Genomic DNA, 18,997 nt, shown 5'->3' with positions numbered 1-18,997 from the left:
TCAGGCTGCGCCGGCGCCCTTCCCGCTGGCGATGAAATGCGGGTTGGCGAAATCAGCGTCGTCAGCCTGCCTGCGTTTGCCATAGGCCAGCGGCTTGCCGTCCAGCGTACGCGTCACGCCGCCGGCGGCGCGCAACACTGCATCGCCCGCGGCCGTGTCCCATTCCATGGTGCGGCCGAAGCGCGGATAGATATCGGCCTCGGCCGCCGCGACGAGGCAGAATTTCAGCGACGAGCCGACCGAGACGATCTCCGCGGCGCCGAGATCACGGATGAAGGCGTCGGTTTCCGGCGTGTTGTGGGAGCGGCTGGCAACGACGGCCGGCGGATCAGCGGCCGGTCGTGCCGAGATCGGCCGGCGGCCGACGATCTTGTAGTCGCCATCGACTTCGATTGCTTCCGCCCTGCCCGGCCGTCCCGAGAAGAAGCGCCCGGTGCAGGGCGCGAAGACGACGCCGACTTCCGGCACGCCGTGGCGAATGAGCGCAATGTTGACGGTGAAATCGGTCCTGCGGTTGACGAATTCCTTGGTGCCGTCGAGCGGATCGATCAGGAAGAAGGCGTCGCCGAGATCGCCCGGCATGACGCCGGCCGAGGCTTCCTCCTCGGCCACGCAAGGAATTTCCGTAAATGCGGCGCGCAGGCCGGCGAGGATGATCTTCTCGCTCTCGCGATCGGCTTCGGTCACCGGCGAACTGTCGGACTTTCGATCGACGGCGCAGCCCTCATGAAAGACGCGCATAACCTCGCGACCGGCTGCAAGCGCAAGGCGCTCGAATACGCCGAGCATTGCTTCGTCGTCAGATACCGCCACCGTTGTCGTATTGGTCTTCGGCAATGTCGCGCTCGTTCAGCCAGAGTTCCAGGGCCTCTACCATCTCCTCGGCCGACTTGCCGAGTGTCTTGAGATGGATTTCGGGTTTTTCCGGAGCTTCATACGGTGAATCGACACCGGTGAAATTCTTGATCTCGCCATTCAGCGCCCGCGCGTAAAGGCCCTTCGGATCGCGCCTGGCGCATTCCTCGAACGGCGTGTCGACGAACACCTCGATGAATTCGCCGTCGGCCATCAATTCGCGCGCCATGCGCCGCTCGGCGCTGAAGGGCGAGATGAAGGATACGATGACGATCAGCCCGGCGTCGGCCATCAGGCGCGCGACTTCGGCGACGCGGCGGATGTTTTCGACGCGGTCGGCATCGGTGAAACCGAGATCGCGGTTGAGGCCGTGGCGAACATTGTCGCCATCCAGGATGTAGGTGTGGCGGCCCGAGGCGAAGAGCTTCTTCTCGAACAGATTGGCGATGGTCGACTTGCCCGAGCCAGAAAGCCCGGTGAACCAGAACACGGCGGGGCGCTGGTTCTTCAGGTCGGAGCGGCCATGCTTGCCGACATCGAGCGACTGCCAGTGGATGTTTTCGGCGCGGCGCAGCGAATGCAGGATCATGCCGGCGCCGACGGTGGCGTTGGTGATGCGGTCGATCAGGATGAACGCGCCGGTGGTGCGGTTCTCGGCAAAGGTGTCGAAGGCAATCGGTGACCGGGTCGAGATGTTGCAGATACCGACTTCGTTCATCTCCAGCGACTTCGCCGCCTCATGGGCAAAATCGTTGACGTTGACGCGGTACTTCAGGTCGGTGACGGTGGCGCTGGTCTGGTCGGTCTCGGTGCGCAGGATGTAGGAGCGGCCGGGCAGCAGAGCGTGTTCATCGAACCAGACGATGTTGGCGGCGAACTGGTCGGCGACCTGCGGCCGCGCCGCGGGCGACACCAGCATGTTGCCGCGCGAGACCTCGACCTCGTCGTCGAGAACCAAGGTGATGGCCTGGCCGGCAACCGCCTGGCTGAGATCGCCGCCATGCGCGACGATGCGCCTGACACGCGACGATTTGCCGGATTTGGCGACGACGACCTCGTCGCCCTGCGCAACCGTGCCGGACGCGATGGTACCGGCAAAGCCGCGGAAGTCGAGATTGGGGCGGTTGACGTACTGCACCGGGAAACGGAACGGCAGTTCGGCGGCGGCTTCGTCGACCGACACGTTTTCGAGATGCTCGATCAGCGTCGGGCCGGAATACCATTTCGTCTTGTCGGAGCGGCCGGTGACGTTGTCGCCGTAGCGCGCCGACATCGGGATCGGCACGATCGTTTGGAAGCCGAGCTCTTGCGAGAATTGCCTGTAGTCTTCGACAATGCGATCGAAGACGCCGTGGTCGAAACCGACGAGGTCGATCTTGTTGACGGCGAGCACGATGTGGCGGATGCCGAGCAGCGAGGCGATGATCGAATGGCGCCTGGTCTGGCGCAGCACGCCCTGGCGTGCGTCGATCAGCACGATGGCGAGATCGGCGGTCGAGGCGCCGGTCGCCATGTTGCGCGTGTATTGCTCATGGCCGGGCGTGTCGGCGACGATGAACTTGCGCTTCGGCGTGGCGAAGAAGCGATAGGCAACGTCGATGGTGATGCCCTGCTCGCGCTCGGCCTCGAGGCCGTCGACCAGGAGCGCGAAGTCGATGTCGTCGCCGGTGGTGCCGTGCTTGCGCGAATCGCGCTCGAGAGCGGCGAGTTGGTCCTCGAAAATCTGCTTGGTGTCGGACAGCAGGCGGCCGATCAGGGTCGACTTGCCGTCGTCGACGGAGCCGCAGGTGAGGAAGCGCAGCAGTGACTTCTTCTCTTGCGCCGCCATGTATTCGCGGATGCTGTCGGTCGCGGCGAGGCTCTTGGCCAGGAGGTGGCGCATGCTCAGAAATACCCTTCGCGCTTCTTCTTTTCCATGGAGCCGGCTTCATCGCGGTCGATGAGGCGGCCCTGGCGCTCGGAGGTACGCGCCGTCAGCATCTCGCCAACAATGGCTTCCAGTGTGTCGGCGTCGGATTCGATGGCGCCGGTCAGCGGATAGCAGCCAAGGGTGCGGAAGCGCACCAGCCGGTTCTCCACGGTTTCGCCCGGTCGCAATTGCATGCGGTCGTCGTCCTTCAAGATTAGCATGCCGTCGCGCTCGACGACCGGGCGCTCCTTGGCGAAATAGAGCGGCACGATCGGGATGTTTTCCTGCAGAATGTACTGCCAGATATCGAGCTCGGTCCAGTTCGACAACGGGAACACGCGGATCGATTCCCCTGATGCGATGCGGGTGTTGAATATCTTCCACATCTCCGGCCGCTGGTTCTTCGGATCCCAGGCATGCTGGGCGTTGCGGAAGGAAAAGATGCGCTCCTTGGCGCGCGACTTCTCCTCGTCGCGGCGGGCGCCGCCGAAGGCCGCGTCGAAGCCGTATTTGTCGAGCGCCTGGCGCAGCGCCACGGTCTTCATCACATGGGTGTGGGTGTTGGAGCCATGGTCGAAGGGATTGATGTTGTCGCGCACGCCGTCTTCGTTGACATGGACCAGAAGGTCGAAGCCGAGCTTTTGCGCCATTTGATCGCGAAAGGTGATCATCTCGCGGAACTTCCAGGTCGTGTCGACGTGGAGAAAAGGAAAAGGCGGCTTGGCGGGATAGAACGCCTTCATCGCCAGATGCATCAGCACCGAGGAATCCTTGCCCACCGAATAGAGCATGACCGGCTTGCTGAACGCCGCCGCGACCTCGCGGAAGATGTGGATGGATTCGGCCTCAAGCCGCTGCAGGTGCGTTAGCGTGATATTCATGGACTGTGAGCGTTCTCTCGTGCCATCCAGACCTTGCATCGACGCGTCAGGCGCAGTTTTTCAACAGCCCGGTTCAAGCTTCACGTCTGGACATTATGATTTCGTGCCGGCGTTCTAGCAGATCGCCATTGCCGGGAACAATGCCGTAGAGGTCCGCTACCGGGCGGATAGAGAATGAATTTTCCACACAAAGCTTAAAAACCGGAAATTCCTGCCTAACTGGTTGATGAGCCTGAAAGGCAGCGAAAAACTATTGCCGCCGCAAGATGCCACCCGGCGACAGGCTGATGTCACGGGGCGTAAAGGCCATGCAGGCGATTTTTGATGAGGAGCCGGGCCTCGCCGCACTATCGAAGATCGGACCCAGCCGCTATACCGGACGTAGAAGATGGCCAGCGGCCGCCCCGTGGCGCGTGGATTTTCGAAGGTGATCTTGTTTGCTGCCACCAGAAAGCAGCGTTCCCCAACCCCCGCAATTGTGAACCAGAGCATTGAACCGGCTTTCATCCATAAGACGTCACCTCACGCCTTCGCAGATCAACATCTACTTCTCCATCGTCTGCTTCTTTTCTCCGCCGGTTCTGGGATCGGTGGTCAGCTTCGTGTTCAGCGGCGGCGCCCTGTGGTCCGTCCCGCTGCTCGCCGTGAAGCGTCGGCGCTTCAACGTCGACCGGCCGATGCTGGCCATGACCGTAGCGATCTATGCCTATTGCGCTGCGATGATCCTCGCTTCGATCGTCAACAACACGCTCAGGGCCGACGCGGTCTATTTCCTGCCGCTGATAACCTTGCTGTTTTTCCCCATCTCCTACTCGACCTGGAGCATTACCGAAAAAGCCACGCTTGTGCGCATTGTCGTGCTGGCCAGCCTGGCGGCATGTTTTGGCGCCCTGGCCTTGGCCATCGTGCAATATTACTGGCTTGGCATGAGGGCTGAAGGCGGGGCGGGAAATGCGATCGTATTCGCGACCGTCGCCTGTCTCAGCGTCATGATGTGCCTGGCCGGCGCCGTGTCGGGCATAGAGAGGGCTTGGAAGTCGTTGATCTTAGCGGCGCTGGCTGGCGCTGTCGCGATTGTCTGTTCGGGTTCGCGCATCATCTGGCTGGCCATGCTGATAGCCGGCATTGCCGTACTTCTGATCAACCGGCGCAAGCTCACCGGCAAGAATTCGATGCGCCTGCTGCTGATCGCCGCCGGGATCGGCCTGGTGATCGTGGTGGTCGGCTTTCCCATCATATTGGAGCGCACCGATTTCCTGTTCAGCGACTGGGATGCGCTGAACACCAAGGGCGACCACTCGACGGCGCTTGGGCTGCGCGTGGCGCTTTGGCAGATCGGCCTTGGCGCATTCCGCGAGATGCCGATTTTCGGACATGGCATCGCCGCCAGCCGTGACCTCATGCATCAGGGTTTCCAGGACCAGTTCGGCATGGACCGCGGCTTCAGCCATTTCCACAACGGCTTCCTGACGGTCATGGTCGAGGCTGGAATTCTGGGCGCCATCGCGCTCGCGGCCATATTCGTGGTTGCCGCAAGAAATGCGGCGAGGGTGTTGCGCATCAGCACCGATCCGTTGGAGCGCTTTGGCGCAACGATGATCGTTGTTACCGTGATCACCTATCTGATCGGCGGGCTGACCGGCATCCTGATCGGCCATGATATCCTCGATTCGACCTTGATGGTGTTCCTGGTCTGCGGGACATATCTTGCCTCGGGGCGCCAGCAGGCATTGCCCGAGGAACCTGCGCTTTCCGCGGCAACAGCAGTTGGCTGACAAATTTCGGACAAAGCAATGAAAGTGCTGGTCACGGGCGCGACGGGGTTTATCGGACGCCCCGTCGTGCAACAGCTACGCGAAGCCGGGTTCGAGGTGCGGATCGCCTCCCGTCATCGCGAACCGACAAGCGATGCCGTCCTGCTGCCGGACCCTGACGCGCCGGCCGAAGCGTTCCTGGCCATCATGCAGGACGTCACGCATGTCGTTCATTGTGCCGCCCTGAACAATGACCGCAACGCAAGCGATGCCGACTACCTGAAGGCCAACGCGGAACTGACCGGACGGCTGGCGCGCGCCGCGGCCCTTCAGGCCGGCGGACGCTTCATCTATCTGTCGTCGATCCGAGCGGTGGCTGGTCCCGGCTTCAGCGGCACCATAGGCGAGACAACAACCCCTGCCCCGCAATGCGCCTATGGGCGTTCGAAACGCGAAGGCGAGATCAGGACGCTGGACGCCTATAGGTCGGCAGGCCGCTCCGACGCCGCTATGCTGCGCCTGCCGCCCGTCCATGGCGAGGGCATGAAGGGAAACCTGGCGGCGCTGATGCGGCTGGCCGACACCGCCCTGCCGCTGCCAACGGCCGCACTGACGGGGGTCCGCTCGCTGATATCCTGTGAAGCGGCCGCACGTGCGGTGCTGCACCTGTTGGCCAGGGACACACCGCTTGACCCCATCTATGTCGCCGGCGATCACCGCCCCAGCCGGATTTCGGAGATCATCACCGCCTTTCGGCGAGGCTTCGAACGGCCGGTGCGCCTGTTTTCCATGCCCGGAGCGCCGATGCGGGCGGCCGAGTCCTTGTTGGGCAAGGGCAACGCCTGGGAGACCATGACCGCAACGCAGATCTGCGATCCGTCGCTGCTTGTTTCGCAAGGCTGGGCGCCGGAAACCGACACGCTCGAACAGCTGGCCGAGATGGCCAGGCGCAGCAGGTTCGGAGCCTGATCCAAACCTGCGTTGGTGATCAGCCCCGATAGATCGTCCGAAACAATATCCCGAGATCGCCGCCGATCGAGGCCGTATCGAGATAGGCTGCATCGGTTTCGGCGCAGAGCTTCGGGTCCGACATGTCGATGCCCATGACCTGGGCGAGGCCGGTTATGCCGGGGAGCGCCTGCAGCACGCCCAACGCCTCGCGGTGCCCGATCAGTTCCGTCTGCGTGGGCAGGCACGGGCGCGGCCCGACCAGGCTCATCTCGCCTTTCAGCACGTTCCAGAGCTGCGGCAACTCGTCGATCTTGGTCCTGCGCAAAATCCTGCCGACGGCGGTGACGGAATGCGCCGGCGCCTCATGTGTGGGTAAGGACGGCGTTCCCTGATGCATCGTTCTCAGCTTGTGACAGCGAAAAGGCGTACCGCCCTGCCCGACCCGGACCTGGGAAAACAGCGCCGGCCCTGGCGACGATGCCTTAACAGCCAGCATGGCGATAAGCAGGACAGGGGATGTCGCCACCAGCATCGAGGCTGCAATCACGAGATCGAAGACCCGCTTTGGCACTTTCAGGGTCATTCGATGTTGCTCCGCGGTCGATAGCCGAGAGATCCGGCGCAATCGAATGCCAGATAGAAACCAATGCGCGCTTCAATAGCCAATCGTCGTCGCGCGGAACAGGTCTAACCTACTTGTCCAACTGTTTTCGGGCTGTTTTCCTGCAGTGCCTCGACCGGAGGCTTTCTAGCCTCATGCAGTCCCGCCAACACGGCAAGCGCGGCAGCCTTGTCCTGGTACCGCATCGCCGCCTGCAACGCCGTCAGAGCGGCCTGGATCCTCGACCATTCCACGATATCGGTCCCCAGGCCAAAAACCTTGGCGATGTCGAGCGTGACGATCTGCTCGTTCTCGCCCTGAAGCGTTTCGTGCAGTTTCTCGCCGGGCCTGATGCCGGTGAAACGGATCGGAATGTCGGTGTATGGGCTCTTGCCGGCCATGCGGATCATGGTTTCGGCGACCTCGAGGATCGGCACAGGCTTGCCCATGTCGAGCATATAGATGGCATAGTCGTCCTTGCCCTCGCGCCGCTCGGAATCGGCGGCCGACATGATGACAAGGTCGACGGCCTCGGCGACGGTCATGAAATAGCGCGTCATGCGCCGGTCGGTGATGGTGACGGGGCCGCCTGCCTCGATCTGCGCCTGGAAGATGGTCGCCACGGAGCCGTTGGAGCCAAACACGTTGCCGAACCGCACCGCGATGAACTTGGTGCCGGAGCGGCGCCCGCCGAGCCCGGCAGCGTGCGTCTCGTGCAAGGAACTGACGATCTGCTCGGCGGCCCTTTTCGTGATACCGAGCACCGAGGTCGGGTCCACCGCCTTATCGCTCGAAATAAGCAGGAACTGCGGCACTCCGCATTTGGCGGCGACCTCGGCGCAGGCGAGCGTTCCGAAAATGTTGGTCTGGATTGCCGATTCCCAGTTTTCCTCGAGCAGCGGCACGTGCTTCAGCGCCGCGGCATGGAAGATGATGGCGGGCTTGAAATCGCTGACGATGCGCGTCATCTGTCGCCGGTCGGTGACATCGATGATGCGGCACTTCAGCCGATCATGGTCCTTTTCGTCGATGGACTGGTCGAGTTGGAAAATGCCGAACTCCGAGATGTCGGCGACCAGAACGGCCTCGGCGCCGAGCTCCAGCGAGCGTTTTACCAGGATGCGGCCGATGGAGCCGGCGCCCCCGGTCACCAGGACGCGCTTGCCGCTGACGAAAGCACCGATGCGCTCGATGTCGGGAGGTACGGTCGAGCGGCGCAGGATCGTTTCCATCTCGACGGCGTCGAGAACCAGCTTGCTGCCCTGCCCAAGCTCCGAGAAGCCGGAGAACTGCACGACGGCGATGCCGCTGTGGCGGGCGACGCGAACCAGCTCCGAATACTCCTCGATCTCGCGTTCGACGCCGTTGCCGAAAATCAGCAGGTCGAGATTCTCGGTGCCCTTGACGTATTCCTCCAGCACTTCGACAAGGCGCGGGCGGAGCGCCACCACCGGAACGCCCTGGATCCGCGTACCCCGCGGCGCCTCGCTCTCGATGGCCATGATGCCGGCGATGGCATACTCGGCCGGCTGCGCCGTGCGCGTGAAACGGATGATCACGTCGGCCTCGCTCAGCCTGCCGATGAACAGTGCCTGCTTGATCAGCTCGTCGTTGGTACCGCGGCCCAGGATGCGCCAGCTCGCGCCGTCGCGAAGGAACCGGTAGTAGAGCCGAGGCGCCGATATGATGGTGAAGGAGACCAGGAAGAAGACGATGAACTGGCGCTCGTTAAGGCCGATCACCGGCTGGAAGGCACGAAACGTCAGCGAGGCGCCATAGAGCAGCACAGTCAAAGTCGCGCAGCTCTTCAGGATGTTGAAGAAGTCGGGCGTCGAGGCGAACCGCCACACTGTGTTGTAGAGACCGCAATATCTGAACAGCAGATGGCTGAGAACGACGATGCTCGCCCAGCATGCCAGGCCCGTGGGAGACAGCGCCCCGAACGACAGGCCCGAGCGCGACAAAACCAGGCTGAGCGCCACCGCGATCAGGACCATGACGATGTCCTGAAGCATTATGATGGCGCGCCGTATCTTCGGCCGAAGTCCGGACACGGCTTCTACGTATGAGGTCATTGGGTAGTACTGAACTCCAGGCGCGAAGATAGTAACGCTAAAGTGGCGCCAGATCGACTTTCAACCGTGACCGGCCACCTGTTAGAGTGCCAAATCTTCAACCCTGCCGCCTCCTATCGCATAGCGCGGAGTTGGGGGCATCGCCAGAGATTTTTTGGAACCGCACGTGGTTGGGCGATCACATACTTTTCAGCCGGCCAATTGTTTTGCGCGCACGAACCCTGCTAGACTGGCGAGCGGGCATAATACATTAGCGATCGCTGCTGCAATTCCGAGTCTGCGAAGGACCTGCCAAAATTACTGTTTCCTTGGCCAACAGTCGAGATACCGTCCTTTGCGTGGAGATGCGCCAATCCGGGGCTTGCCAAGCGAATGCGCTCCTGAATTTCACAGTCGACAGGCGCGAATTGCAGGGGCGCCGCGCCTTGGTCGAATAGTCCTCGGTGGCGATGTCGCGTATTCGCGCATGCGGCCCCCCAAGCACCCGGCTGATATCCAGGATATGGCGGGCAAAGCCGCTCCAATTGGTCTCGCCCGTCCCTGCCAGATGGTAGACGCCGCAGGCGTCAAAACCCTTGTCGCGATCGAGCATGGCGGCGGCATGCAGGATAGCAGCGGCGATATCCAGCGCCGACGTCGGATTTCCCCACTGATCGGCCACCACTTTCATCTCGTCGCGATCAGCGGCTAGCCCGAGTATGGTCTTGACGAAATTCTTGCCGAAGGGGCTGTAGACCCAGGCCGTGCGCAGGATCAGATGGTGCGGATTGGCTGCCGCCACCGCCAATTCGCCGGCGAGCTTGGAGGCGCCGTAGACGCCGAGCGGCGCGGTAGGGTCGGTCTCCACATAGGCGCTGTCCTTGGTGCCGTCGAAGACATAGTCGGTCGACAGATGGATGACGGGAACGCCGAGCCGCGCGGCGGCTTCGGCGACCGCGCCGGCGCCTTCGGCATTCACAGCAAAAGCAAGGTCCGCCTCGTCTTCCGCCTGGTCGACGGCGGTGTAGGCCGCTGCAGAGACGATGATGTCGGGCCTCGATGCTTCGAGCGCCTTGAACACCGTCTCGGGCCGCGCCAGATCGAGCTGCGGCCGGCCGACGGCGACGACGTCGATACCCGCCAGCACTCGTCCGGCCTCCAGCAGGCTGGCAGCGACCTGGCCCTCGCGCCCGGTGACGACAAGCCTCATGCGGCGCCCTGCCTGTCTTCAAGCGGGCTCTGGCCCAGCCGCTCACCGGCATAGCGCTGCTCGCGAATCGGTCCCCACCACCATTTGTTGTCGAGGAACCAGTCGACCGTCCTTGCCAGGCCGCTGTCGAAATTCTCCTTTGGCGACCAGCCGAGATCGCGGCTGATCTTGGAGGCGTCGATGGCATAGCGGCGGTCGTGGCCGGGGCGGTCGGTGACGAAGGAGATCAGGTCGCGGTAGCGCTTGCCGCCAGCGCGCGGCCTTCTCAGGTCGAGAAGATCGCAAATGGTCTCGACGACGCTCAGATTGGTGCGCTCGGAATTGCCGCCAACATTGTAGCTCTCGCCCGCTTGCCCCTTTGTCGCGACAAGCTCGAGCGCGCGCGCGTGATCCTCGACGAACAGCCAGTCGCGCACATTGGCGCCGGCGCCGTAGACCGGCAGCGGCTTTTCGTCGAGCGCGTTCAGAATGACCAGCGGAATGAGCTTTTCGGGAAAGTGATAGGGCCCGTAATTGTTCGAGCAGTTGGAAAGCACGACCGGCAGGCCATAGGTCTCGTACCAGGCCCGCACCAGATGGTCCGAGGCCGCCTTGGAGGCGGAGTATGGCGAGGACGGCGCATAGGGCGTCTCCTCGACGAACATGCCGCCGTCGAAGGGAAGATCGCCGAACACCTCGTCGGTCGAGACATGATGGAAGCGGAAGCTGGTCTTGCGGTCCTCCGGCAGGCCGCGCCAGTATTCCAGGGTCGTATTCAGTATCCGGTAGGTGCCGACGATGTTGGTCTCGATGAAGGTGCCCGGACCGTCGATCGAGCGGTCGACATGGCTCTCGGCGGCGAGGTTCATGACGATGTCGATGTCGTCGCGGCGCAATATGTCGAGCACCGCCCGCTCGTCGCAAATGTCGGCCTGCTCGAAGCGGTAATTGTGCGCGTTCTCGATCGGCCGCAACGAGGCGAGGTTGCCGGCGTAGGTGAGCTTGTCGAGATTGGTCACCCGGTAGGCCGGATTGGCACACAAATGCCGGCACACGGCCGAGCCGATGAAGCCGGCGCCGCCAGTCACCAGGAAATTCATGCCGCCCTCCTTACGCGAACAGTTCTCACGGGAACACCTCCGCGCCAGCAAGCAGCGGCGCCTTGAGGTCCTTGTCCGAAAGCTGGAACCCGCCCGATATCGCCGGCCATTCAATGCCGATCGCGGCGTCGTCGAAACGGATCGACCGGTCATGCCCGGGCGAATAGGTATCGGTCACCTTGTAGAGAACCTCGGTGTCCGGCACGAGCGTGATGAAGCCGTGGGCGAAGCCTTTCGGCACCAGGATCTGGTTGCCCTTCTCGGCCGAGACTTCGAGGGCGACCCATTTTCCGAAGCTTTTCGAGCCGCGGCGGATGTCGACCGCGACGTCGAGGATCTTGCCTTTGATGACGCGAAGCAGCTTGTCCTGGGCACGCGGCGGAAGCTGGTAGTGCAAACCCCTCACCACGCCCGCGGCGGCGGAATAAGCATGATTGTCCTGCACGAAGCGCAGGTCGATGCCGGCCTCGGCGAAGCGCTCGGCATTCCAGGTTTCGACAAAAAAACCGCGCGCGTCGCCGTGCCGCTTCGGTACGATCTCCAGCACGCCGTCGAGACCGAGTTGCCTTACCTCCAGCACCTAGTTCTCCGTCAGTTCGGTGACGCGCCTGCGCAGATAGGCGGCATATTCGTTCTTTCCGAGGCGGGCGGCGCGCTGCAGCACCTTGTCCGCCGTCAGCCAGCCCTGTTCGAAGGCGATCTCCTCCGGGCAGGCGACCTTGATGCCCTGGCGATGTTCGATGGTTCGCACGAAGGATGAGGCCTCATGCAGGCTGTCATGGGTGCCGGTGTCAAGCCAGGCATAGCCGCGGCCGAGCTGATGGACGTGCAGGTGCCCGCGTTCGAGATAGACATTGTTGACCGCCGTGATCTCGAGCTCGCCGCGCTCCGAGGGTCGGATCGTCGAGGCGATATCGACGACGTCATTGTCAAAGAAATAAAGGCCAGTGACGGCCCAGTTGGATTTTGGCTTCTGCGGCTTTTCCTCGATCGTCAGAGCGGTGCCGGTGAGCTTGTCGAACGACACCACGCCATAGCGCTCCGGATCGTCGACATGGTAGGCGAACACCGACGCGCCGCTATCGCGGGCTGCCGCCGTGCGGCAGAGCTGCGACAGCCCTTCGCCGAAATAGATGTTGTCGCCAAGGATCATCGACACGCTGTCCTTGCCGATGAAGTCGCGGCCGATGATGAAGGCTTCGGCAAGGCCGTTGGGATGCGGCTGCTCTGCATAGGAGAAGTCGAGCCCGAACTCGGAACCGTCGCCGAGCAAATCGCGAAATATCGGCAAGTCGCGAGGCGTTGAAATGATCAGGATCTGGCGGATTCCGGCGAGCATCAATACGCTCAGCGGATAGTAGATCATCGGCTTGTCATGTATCGGAAGGATTTGCTTAGATATCGCTAATGTTATGGGATAAAGGCGGGTTCCGCTGCCTCCAGCAAGGATAATCCCCTTCAACCTAATCTCCTTGAGTTACCCAAGTCAGCCAGCCTCCCGCAGTCCAGTCAAGGTAGCACAGGAAAGGCCCAGCGGCCGGGCATTTGGCAGAGACGAATGGCGGCTGCTCTAATGGATTCCATCCGATGTTACAAGCCATTGGCGATCCAGGAGCACTGGCGGCCAGCCGGCAACGGGTGCGACATTGGACAGGTTCAAGGCGTTCTACAGCTGCCTTTTCATGGTGGTTCACCGATGGCGGGCTGACCTATTTCCGGGGCTCGACGGAGGCTTTCAGGCGGACGCCGCGGAAGCGCCCGCCAAGCTGCTGCCCGTGCTTGATTCCGAGATCTGGAAGAGACCCTGGATGCCGTCGAAAAATGCCGGCGGTACGATCGTCAGGCCGATCTTTTTCGTTCCCAGGAGGCCGGCAGTTCCATTTCGTCGATCCGGCCGGCAATGGGATGGCGGTATGGGGATATTAGGAAGGATGTAGATTTCGAAGCCATTTTGCCTGTTGACAGGCGGGCTCACTCCAATAAGTAGCAGCCCGACTTTCCAACGGCAAAAGCAGAATGATGAAATTCGGGTCAAGCGGCGTCCGAGGTTTGGCTTCGGAATTGGTTGGAAAGCCAAGCGGACTTTATACCGAAGCCTTTGCTCGACGTTTGGTTTCTAGTGGATTTCAGCCGAATGGTCAGGTCTTCGTAGGCCGAGATCGGCGCGATAGCAGTCAAGCAATTGCCGACGACTGCATGGCAGCCTTGGTCGCAAGCGGGTTTCGGCCCATGGATTGCGGCACCATCCCTACGCCTGCCCTCGCTCTGTATGCCCGGAAGTACAGGGCCGCGGCCCTCATGGTGACGGGTTCGCATATCCCTGCAGATCGCAACGGTATCAAGTTTTATGGCCTGAAAGGTGAGATCGACAAAGCGGACGAGGCAGCGATCACGAACTATGTCGCCGAACGGTCAAATGTGTACCCTTGGCCGCCTGCTCGCGGAACGTGGCCGGTTTGTCATGACAAGGCGGTCGCGGCCTATCGAGACCGCGCCAATGAGATATTGGAGCCGGGCGCTCTTTCCGATATGAGGCTCGGCGTCTATCAGCACAGTTCGGTCGCAGCGGAGCTGCTGGTGGAGGTTCTTCAATCCTACGGGGCCGATGTAGTTCCCGTCGGCAAAACTGAAACCTTCGTGCCCGTCGACACCGAAGCCGTGGATAAGGCCACGCTTGCGAAGCTGAAGGGTTGGGCTCACGAGTTCAAGCTCGATGCCATTGTGTCCACGGACGCCGATGCCGATCGCCCCCTTATCACCGACGACAACGGTGATCTATTTCGGGGCGACCTGATCGGGCTCGCCACGGCTCTTTTCGTAGCCGCAGATACTGTCGTCACGCCGGTGACCTCCAATTCGGGTATTTCAGGTGCTCTGGGTTTTGAGGTGGTGAGAACGAAGGTCGGGTCCCCATTTGTCATCGAAGCCATGGAAGCGTCGTACCGCGAGGGCAAGATTGTCGTCGGCTTTGAGGCTAATGGCGGCGTTCTCCTGGGGACGGATTGCCGGCTGAATGGGAAGACATTGGCGGCGCTGCCGACACGGGACGCCATCCTCCCGATCCTGGCCGTGCTCGGCACCGTGGCATCGACAAAAAGACCCCTGTCCCGCCTACGCGAGAAGTGGAAGCTTCCATTCTGCGCGAGCGAACGTCTCGAGAACTTTCCGCTTGAGAGCTCCCGCAAACTGATGCGCCAGCTCGCGAGCTTGGATTCGCTTCAGCAGTTTCTAGCCCCGTTTGGCACTGTTGCCGACGTCGATGAAACCGACGGCATCAGGGCGCGGATGCATACAGGCGAGATCATACACTTGCGGCCGTCCGGAAATGCGCCGGAATTGCGCTGCTATTCGGAGGCCGCGGACTTCGACAGGGCGACTGCGCTCGTAGCGCAGACACTGGAGAAGCTGCGGGCAACCGCGTCCACGGACACTGAGGTCGTTCCATGAAAGTTGTTCCGGTCATCATCAGCGGTGGAGCTGGTTCGCGACTATGGCCGGCCTCCCGGCAGTCGCATCCCAAACCCTTCCTCAAGGTGGCGGACGGACATTCGCTCATACAGCATACTGTGTTGCGCGCTGCCTCGATCCCGGATGTCGTCGAGCTTGTCACCGTGACGTCCAGGGAACACATTTTCCTCACGAAAGACGATTTCGACGAGCTGGAATCAGTCATCCTGCCGCGCACCTTTCTGCTTGAACCAGAGGGGCGCGATACTGCCGCCGCTGTGGCAGCGGCCACGATCCACGCCAAGGCAACGCAAGGTCCCGACGCCATTCTGTGCATCTTTCCCGCCGATCACATGATCGGGAACGTGCCGGCATTTCTAAGCGTCATGGCCAGGGCCATCGAACATGCGAAACAAGGACGTATCGCAACCCTGGGCATAAACCCGACCCGGCCGGACACGGCATTCGGCTATATCGAGGCAGACGGCGAAAAAGTTGTCCGCTTCGTCGAAAAACCGGATATCGAGACGGCCAAGGCCTATGTCGCGTCCAAGCGCTTCTTCTGGAACGCCGGCATCTTCTGCTTCAGAGCGCAGGTCATGCTTGATGAAATGGCTTCGCATTGTCCTGCCGTGATCGAGGCCGTTCTCGCCAGTTACGAGGACGGTCGCGTCAGCCATGGCGAAGGCTTTGCGAACATCGAACTCTCATCAGAACATTTCGCCTTGGCTCCGCGTATTTCGCTCGACCACGCGGTGATGGAAAAGGCCCAAAACCTGGCGGTCGTCCCCTGTGACATGGAATGGAACGACATTGGATCGTGGAACGCGATGGCCGAACTGGTCGCCCCCGACGAGAGCGGGAACAGAATTCGCGGCGACGTTCGCATGGTGGACACCACGGGCAGCTACATAAGTTCGGGCAAACGCGTCATCGGCACGGTCGGCATCAGCGACCTGGTGATCGTGGATTCTCCGGATGCCTTGCTCGTGGCGTCCCGCGACCGCGTTCAGGACGTCAAGAAGTTGTTCGAGTCCCTCAAGGCTTCCGGACATGAGGCGCATTTGCTTCACAGCACCGTGCACCGACCGTGGGGCACTTACACGGTCCTGGAGGAAGGCGAACGCTTCAAGATCAAACGCATCGAGGTGAAGCCGGGTGGGCGCTTGAGCCTGCAAATGCACTATCATCGTTCGGAGCACTGGGTCGTGGTCAGCGGCACGGCGAAGATAGTCAACGGGGACCAGGAATTGCTCCTGACCACCAACCAATCCACCTATATCCCGTGCGGCCACAAGCATCGGCTGGAGAATCCCGGCAATATCGGCTTGGTGATGATCGAGGTCCAAAGCGGCGAGTATCTAGGCGAGGATGACATCGTGCGGTTCGACGACGTATACGGTCGCACCTGACAATTCATTCTGGGCTGGGGCGGGGCAATCATCAGACACAATCGAGAGAATTGATGACAAAGAAAGCACTGATAACCGGCGTTACCGGGCAGGACGGCGCCTACCTGGCTGAGCTGCTGCTCTCCAAGGGCTATGAAGTCCACGGATTGGCGCGGCGATCGAGCACCGCAGACGTCAACACCACGCGCCTGAAATGGCTTGGCATCGAGAAGGACGTCCGGATCGTTGATGGAAACCTGACGGATCTGTCCGGCCTGGCTCGAACCATGCGCGACATAAGGCCGGACGAAGTCTACAATCTCGCGGCCCAATCCTTCGTCAAATCATCATGGCAGCAGCCGATCCTGACGGGCAACGTTACCGGCATAGGCGTGACCAATGTCCTGGAGGCTCTCCGGCTCGAAGCCCCAGAGGCGCGCTTCTATCAAGCCTCATCGTCGGAGATGTATGGTCTTATCCAGGAGCCGATGCAGTCGGAAACCACCCCCTTCCATCCCCGCTCGCCTTATGCTGTGGCGAAACTCTACGGCCATTGGATCACCATCAACTATCGCGAGAGTTTTGGCCTGCATGCCTCGAGCGGCATCCTGTTCAATCACGAATCACCGCTTCGCGGCATCGAGTTCGTGACCCGCAAGGTCACGGATGCGGTTGCGCGCATCAAGAAGGGCATGTCCAAGGAGTTGCGGCTCGGCAATATCGACGCCAAGCGCGACTGGGGCCACTCGAAGGACTATGTCCGCGCCATGTGGCTGATGGTGCAGCAGGACCAGCCAGACGACTATGTCATTGCCACGGGCAGGACAACAACCGTGCGCGACATGTGCCGCATTGCCTTCGACCATGTCGGGCTCAACATCGAGGATCACCTCGTCATCGATCCTGCATTGTTCAGGCCGGCGGAAGTGGAAATTCTGCTTGGCAACCCGGCAAAGGCAAAGCAGAAGCTGGGCTGGGAAGCGACGATCTCGCTGGAAGAGATGATCCGTGAGATGGTGGACGCCGACCTCGAACGCCATACCAACCCGTCGAGAGGCTGAGTTGAGCAGAAAGCCGCATTTGCGTTATGGTCGATAGGTTCACGCATCGCATCCTCATAACCGGGGCAAGCGGGTTCGTCGGCTCGGCACTGTTGCAGCTGCTGGAACGGGACCACGGCGACTGCAAGGTGTTCGCGCTTGGTCACGGCAAAGAGCAACAAAACGCAATCGACCTGCTGGACCGGGAAGCGGTTGACACCGCCGTCCGCGAGGTACAGCCGACTGCGCTTATCCATTTGGCAGCGGTCGCCGCACCTTCCGATGCACGCAACGCGCCACGACACGCCTGGAACGTCAATGTTACGGGAACGATGAATCTTGCCGAATCTGTGCTGCGACACGCGCCGACGGCACGGTTCATTTACGTTGGGAGTTCGGAGGCCTATGGCGCTTCGTTCCTCAACGTAGCCGGCCCGGTGACGGAAAGCGCGCCGCTTCGGCCGATGAACGTCTACGGCGCCACCAAGGCGGCCGCAGACCTGATGATCGGGCAAATGGCATATGACGGTCTGCGCGCTGTCCGCTTTCGCCCGTTCAATCACACCGGCCCTGGTCAGTCCGATACCTACGTGGTCTCCAACTTCGCACGCCAGATCGCCGAGATCGTGTCCGGCAAAAGCGAACCGATCATTCACGTAGGAAATCTTGAAGCCGAGCGCGATTTCCTGGATGTTCGCGACGTGGTGCGCGCATATGCGAGTTCCGCGATTCTCGATCTGGATGCCGGGCCGGACCATGTTTACAACTTGGCATCCGGACAGCCGCGGAAGATCCGGGATATCCTGGATGCGCTTATTGCGCAGTCGGGCATCGACATCGAAGTCCGTGCCGATCCGGAAAAATTCCGCTCCAACGACATCCCTGTTGCCTGGGGTGATGCGTCAAAGGCGCGCGCCAAGCTGAATTGGCAGCCTTTGGTGCCATTCGAGCAGACAATCGCCGAAGTTTTCGGATATTGGCACCGGCTATGTAACGCCCGCTGACTCCGTCGCGGCAGGGCGCAAAGGACCGAGCACATGTTCCGAAGCTTATGGCAGTATCGCCATTTTATAATTTCCTCCATCAGAGGCGAGCTGAAGGGACGTTTCGTGCGCTCACGCCTGGGCGGCCTTTGGTTCATCCTTCATCCACTTGCACAGGCGCTTATCTTCTCGATTGTCCTTTCGGAAGTTCTCAAGGCTCGGCTTCCGGATACGGACAGCCCAGCAGCCTATCCGATCTATCTTCTGTCCGGCATGGCCGCGTGGAATTTGTTCAGCGAGATTCTCACTCGCAGCATGACGGTCTTCATCGAGCAGGCATCGGTGATGAAGAAGATCGCCTTTCCGCGTCTGTGCCTGCCCGTGATCGTGGGGGGCACGGCGTTGATCAATCATCTGCTGCTGCTCGTCGCCCTGTTCATCATCTTCATCTTCCTGGGACATATTCCGGGCCGCGCGTTGATCCTGCTGCCGATTGGGATCGTCCTGATTGCGGCGATCGGCTTCGGTCTCGGCGTCATCCTCGGGGTGATGAACGTGTTCATCCGAGACATCGCGCAGGTGATGACGATCATGCTGCAGCTCTGGTACTGGCTGACGCCAATTGTCTACCCGGCCAATGTACTGCCTGAAAAGTACAGTTTTGTGATCGGTCTCAATCCGGTTGCGCCGTTGGTGGCGCTGTATCAGGATGCGCTGTTGTTCAACCGCTGGCCGAACCCGGAAAGCTTGGTCATGCCGGCGGTCTTGGGGCTCCTGAGCGTGACCTTCGCGATGATTTTCTTTCGTCGCGCAAGCCCTGAACTCATCGACGTGTTGTAGCC

Annotated in this window: 16 protein-coding genes; 7 read left to right on the top strand and 9 right to left on the bottom strand. The window is 61.3% G+C overall.

Annotated elements, in window-relative coordinates; genetic code table 11:
* The 3 genes from cysQ to cysD are packed head-to-tail and all read right to left on the bottom strand — an operon-like array spanning window position 1 to window position 3,645.
* A complete protein-coding gene (gene cysQ / locus D3227_RS29565) occupies window positions 1-789 on the bottom strand; it encodes a 3'(2'),5'-bisphosphate nucleotidase CysQ (RefSeq protein ID WP_167480904.1) in 789 nt (262 codons plus the stop codon).
* A gap of 10 nt (window positions 790-799) precedes the next feature.
* Complete coding sequence (cysN, locus tag D3227_RS29560; protein ID WP_167480903.1) at window positions 800-2,737, bottom strand: sulfate adenylyltransferase subunit CysN; 1,938 nt, start codon at window positions 2,735-2,737, stop codon at window positions 800-802.
* A gap of 2 nt (window positions 2,738-2,739) precedes the next feature.
* Window positions 2,740-3,645 (bottom strand): sulfate adenylyltransferase subunit CysD, encoded by a 906-nt coding sequence (cysD, locus tag D3227_RS29555; RefSeq protein ID WP_120017757.1) that lies wholly within the window; start codon window positions 3,643-3,645, stop codon window positions 2,740-2,742.
* Between the two features lie 491 nt (window positions 3,646-4,136).
* Here cysD and D3227_RS29550 point away from each other — a divergent pair, with 491 nt between their 5' ends.
* Window positions 4,137-5,420: an O-antigen ligase family protein gene (locus D3227_RS29550; protein WP_120017756.1), complete on the top strand. Its 1,284-nt coding sequence runs from the start codon at window positions 4,137-4,139 to the stop codon at window positions 5,418-5,420.
* Window positions 5,421-5,438: 18 nt separating this feature from the next.
* The gene (locus D3227_RS29545) at window positions 5,439-6,368 is read left to right on the top strand and encodes an NAD-dependent epimerase/dehydratase family protein (RefSeq protein ID WP_120017755.1); all 930 of its coding nucleotides are present in this window, start codon (window positions 5,439-5,441) and stop codon (window positions 6,366-6,368) included.
* Window positions 6,369-6,387: 19 nt separating this feature from the next.
* Here the strand turns inward: D3227_RS29545 and D3227_RS29540 are convergent, their stop codons facing one another.
* The 6 genes from D3227_RS29540 to rfbA form a co-directional block, all read right to left on the bottom strand.
* On the bottom strand, window positions 6,388-6,933 hold the full coding sequence (locus tag D3227_RS29540; RefSeq protein WP_208646473.1) for a sugar transferase: 546 nt from the start codon (window positions 6,931-6,933) through the stop codon (window positions 6,388-6,390).
* 104 nt (window positions 6,934-7,037) lie between these two features.
* Window positions 7,038-9,026, bottom strand: a complete 1,989-nt coding sequence (locus tag D3227_RS29535) for a nucleoside-diphosphate sugar epimerase/dehydratase (protein WP_167480902.1) — start codon at window positions 9,024-9,026, stop codon at window positions 7,038-7,040.
* 250 nt (window positions 9,027-9,276) lie between these two features.
* Window positions 9,277-10,215: a dTDP-4-dehydrorhamnose reductase gene (rfbD, locus tag D3227_RS29530; RefSeq protein ID WP_120017754.1), complete on the bottom strand. Its 939-nt coding sequence runs from the start codon at window positions 10,213-10,215 to the stop codon at window positions 9,277-9,279.
* Window positions 10,212-11,294: a dTDP-glucose 4,6-dehydratase gene (rfbB, locus tag D3227_RS29525; RefSeq protein ID WP_120017753.1), complete on the bottom strand. Its 1,083-nt coding sequence runs from the start codon at window positions 11,292-11,294 to the stop codon at window positions 10,212-10,214. The genes rfbD and rfbB overlap by 4 nt, the downstream gene beginning before the upstream one ends.
* 25 nt (window positions 11,295-11,319) lie before the next feature.
* The gene (gene rfbC / locus D3227_RS29520) at window positions 11,320-11,874 is read right to left on the bottom strand and encodes a dTDP-4-dehydrorhamnose 3,5-epimerase (RefSeq protein WP_120017752.1); all 555 of its coding nucleotides are present in this window, start codon (window positions 11,872-11,874) and stop codon (window positions 11,320-11,322) included.
* Window positions 11,875-12,756: a glucose-1-phosphate thymidylyltransferase RfbA gene (gene rfbA, locus D3227_RS29515; RefSeq protein ID WP_120017751.1), complete on the bottom strand. Its 882-nt coding sequence runs from the start codon at window positions 12,754-12,756 to the stop codon at window positions 11,875-11,877.
* Window positions 12,757-13,313: 557 nt separating this feature from the next.
* Here rfbA and D3227_RS29505 point away from each other — a divergent pair.
* Genes D3227_RS29505 through D3227_RS29485 form a run of 5 tightly spaced genes read left to right on the top strand, consistent with a single transcriptional unit; the run spans window position 13,314 to window position 18,995 of the window.
* On the top strand, window positions 13,314-14,741 hold the full coding sequence (locus D3227_RS29505; protein ID WP_120017779.1) for a phosphomannomutase: 1,428 nt from the start codon (window positions 13,314-13,316) through the stop codon (window positions 14,739-14,741).
* The gene (locus D3227_RS29500) at window positions 14,738-16,153 is read left to right on the top strand and encodes a mannose-1-phosphate guanylyltransferase/mannose-6-phosphate isomerase (protein ID WP_120017750.1); all 1,416 of its coding nucleotides are present in this window, start codon (window positions 14,738-14,740) and stop codon (window positions 16,151-16,153) included. The genes D3227_RS29505 and D3227_RS29500 overlap by 4 nt, the downstream gene beginning before the upstream one ends.
* Window positions 16,154-16,206: 53 nt before the next feature.
* Window positions 16,207-17,193, top strand: coding sequence for a GDP-mannose 4,6-dehydratase (gene gmd / locus D3227_RS29495; RefSeq protein WP_120017749.1), 987 nt, complete (start codon window positions 16,207-16,209; stop codon window positions 17,191-17,193).
* 26 nt (window positions 17,194-17,219) lie between these two features.
* Window positions 17,220-18,176, top strand: a complete 957-nt coding sequence (locus D3227_RS29490) for a GDP-mannose 4,6-dehydratase (RefSeq protein WP_120017748.1) — start codon at window positions 17,220-17,222, stop codon at window positions 18,174-18,176.
* A 33-nt stretch (window positions 18,177-18,209) separates the two neighbouring features.
* Entirely contained in the window at window positions 18,210-18,995 is a 786-nt protein-coding gene (locus D3227_RS29485; RefSeq protein WP_120017747.1) for an ABC transporter permease, read from the top strand.
* The last annotated feature ends 2 nt before the right edge of the window (window positions 18,996-18,997 follow it).

This window comes from Mesorhizobium waimense (assembly GCF_003601975.1).
GTDB classification, from domain to species: domain Bacteria; phylum Pseudomonadota; class Alphaproteobacteria; order Rhizobiales; family Rhizobiaceae; genus Mesorhizobium; species Mesorhizobium waimense.
This window is presented reverse-complemented; position numbering and strand designations above follow the sequence as displayed.

Bases quoted from the DNA above. Each gene is read 5' to 3' on its own strand.
- D3227_RS29535 (WP_167480902.1), bottom strand. From the start codon at position 9,026: ATGACCTCATACGTAGAAGCCGTGTCCGGACTTCGGCCGAAGATACGG.
- D3227_RS29500 (WP_120017750.1), top strand. From the start codon at position 14,738: ATGAAAGTTGTTCCGGTCATCATCAGCGGTGGAGCTGGTTCGCGACTA.
- gmd (WP_120017749.1), top strand. From the start codon at position 16,207: ATGACAAAGAAAGCACTGATAACCGGCGTTACCGGGCAGGACGGCGCC.
- D3227_RS29505 (WP_120017779.1), top strand. From the start codon at position 13,314: ATGAAATTCGGGTCAAGCGGCGTCCGAGGTTTGGCTTCGGAATTGGTT.
- D3227_RS29540 (WP_208646473.1), bottom strand. From the start codon at position 6,933: ATGACCCTGAAAGTGCCAAAGCGGGTCTTCGATCTCGTGATTGCAGCC.
- cysQ (WP_167480904.1), bottom strand. From the start codon at position 789: ATGCTCGGCGTATTCGAGCGCCTTGCGCTTGCAGCCGGTCGCGAGGTT.
- rfbB (WP_120017753.1), bottom strand. From the start codon at position 11,294: ATGAATTTCCTGGTGACTGGCGGCGCCGGCTTCATCGGCTCGGCCGTG.
- D3227_RS29490 (WP_120017748.1), top strand. From the start codon at position 17,220: ATGGTCGATAGGTTCACGCATCGCATCCTCATAACCGGGGCAAGCGGG.
- D3227_RS29485 (WP_120017747.1), top strand. From the start codon at position 18,210: ATGTTCCGAAGCTTATGGCAGTATCGCCATTTTATAATTTCCTCCATC.
- D3227_RS29545 (WP_120017755.1), top strand. From the start codon at position 5,439: ATGAAAGTGCTGGTCACGGGCGCGACGGGGTTTATCGGACGCCCCGTC.
- cysD (WP_120017757.1), bottom strand. From the start codon at position 3,645: ATGAATATCACGCTAACGCACCTGCAGCGGCTTGAGGCCGAATCCATC.
- cysN (WP_167480903.1), bottom strand. From the start codon at position 2,737: ATGCGCCACCTCCTGGCCAAGAGCCTCGCCGCGACCGACAGCATCCGC.
- rfbD (WP_120017754.1), bottom strand. From the start codon at position 10,215: ATGAGGCTTGTCGTCACCGGGCGCGAGGGCCAGGTCGCTGCCAGCCTG.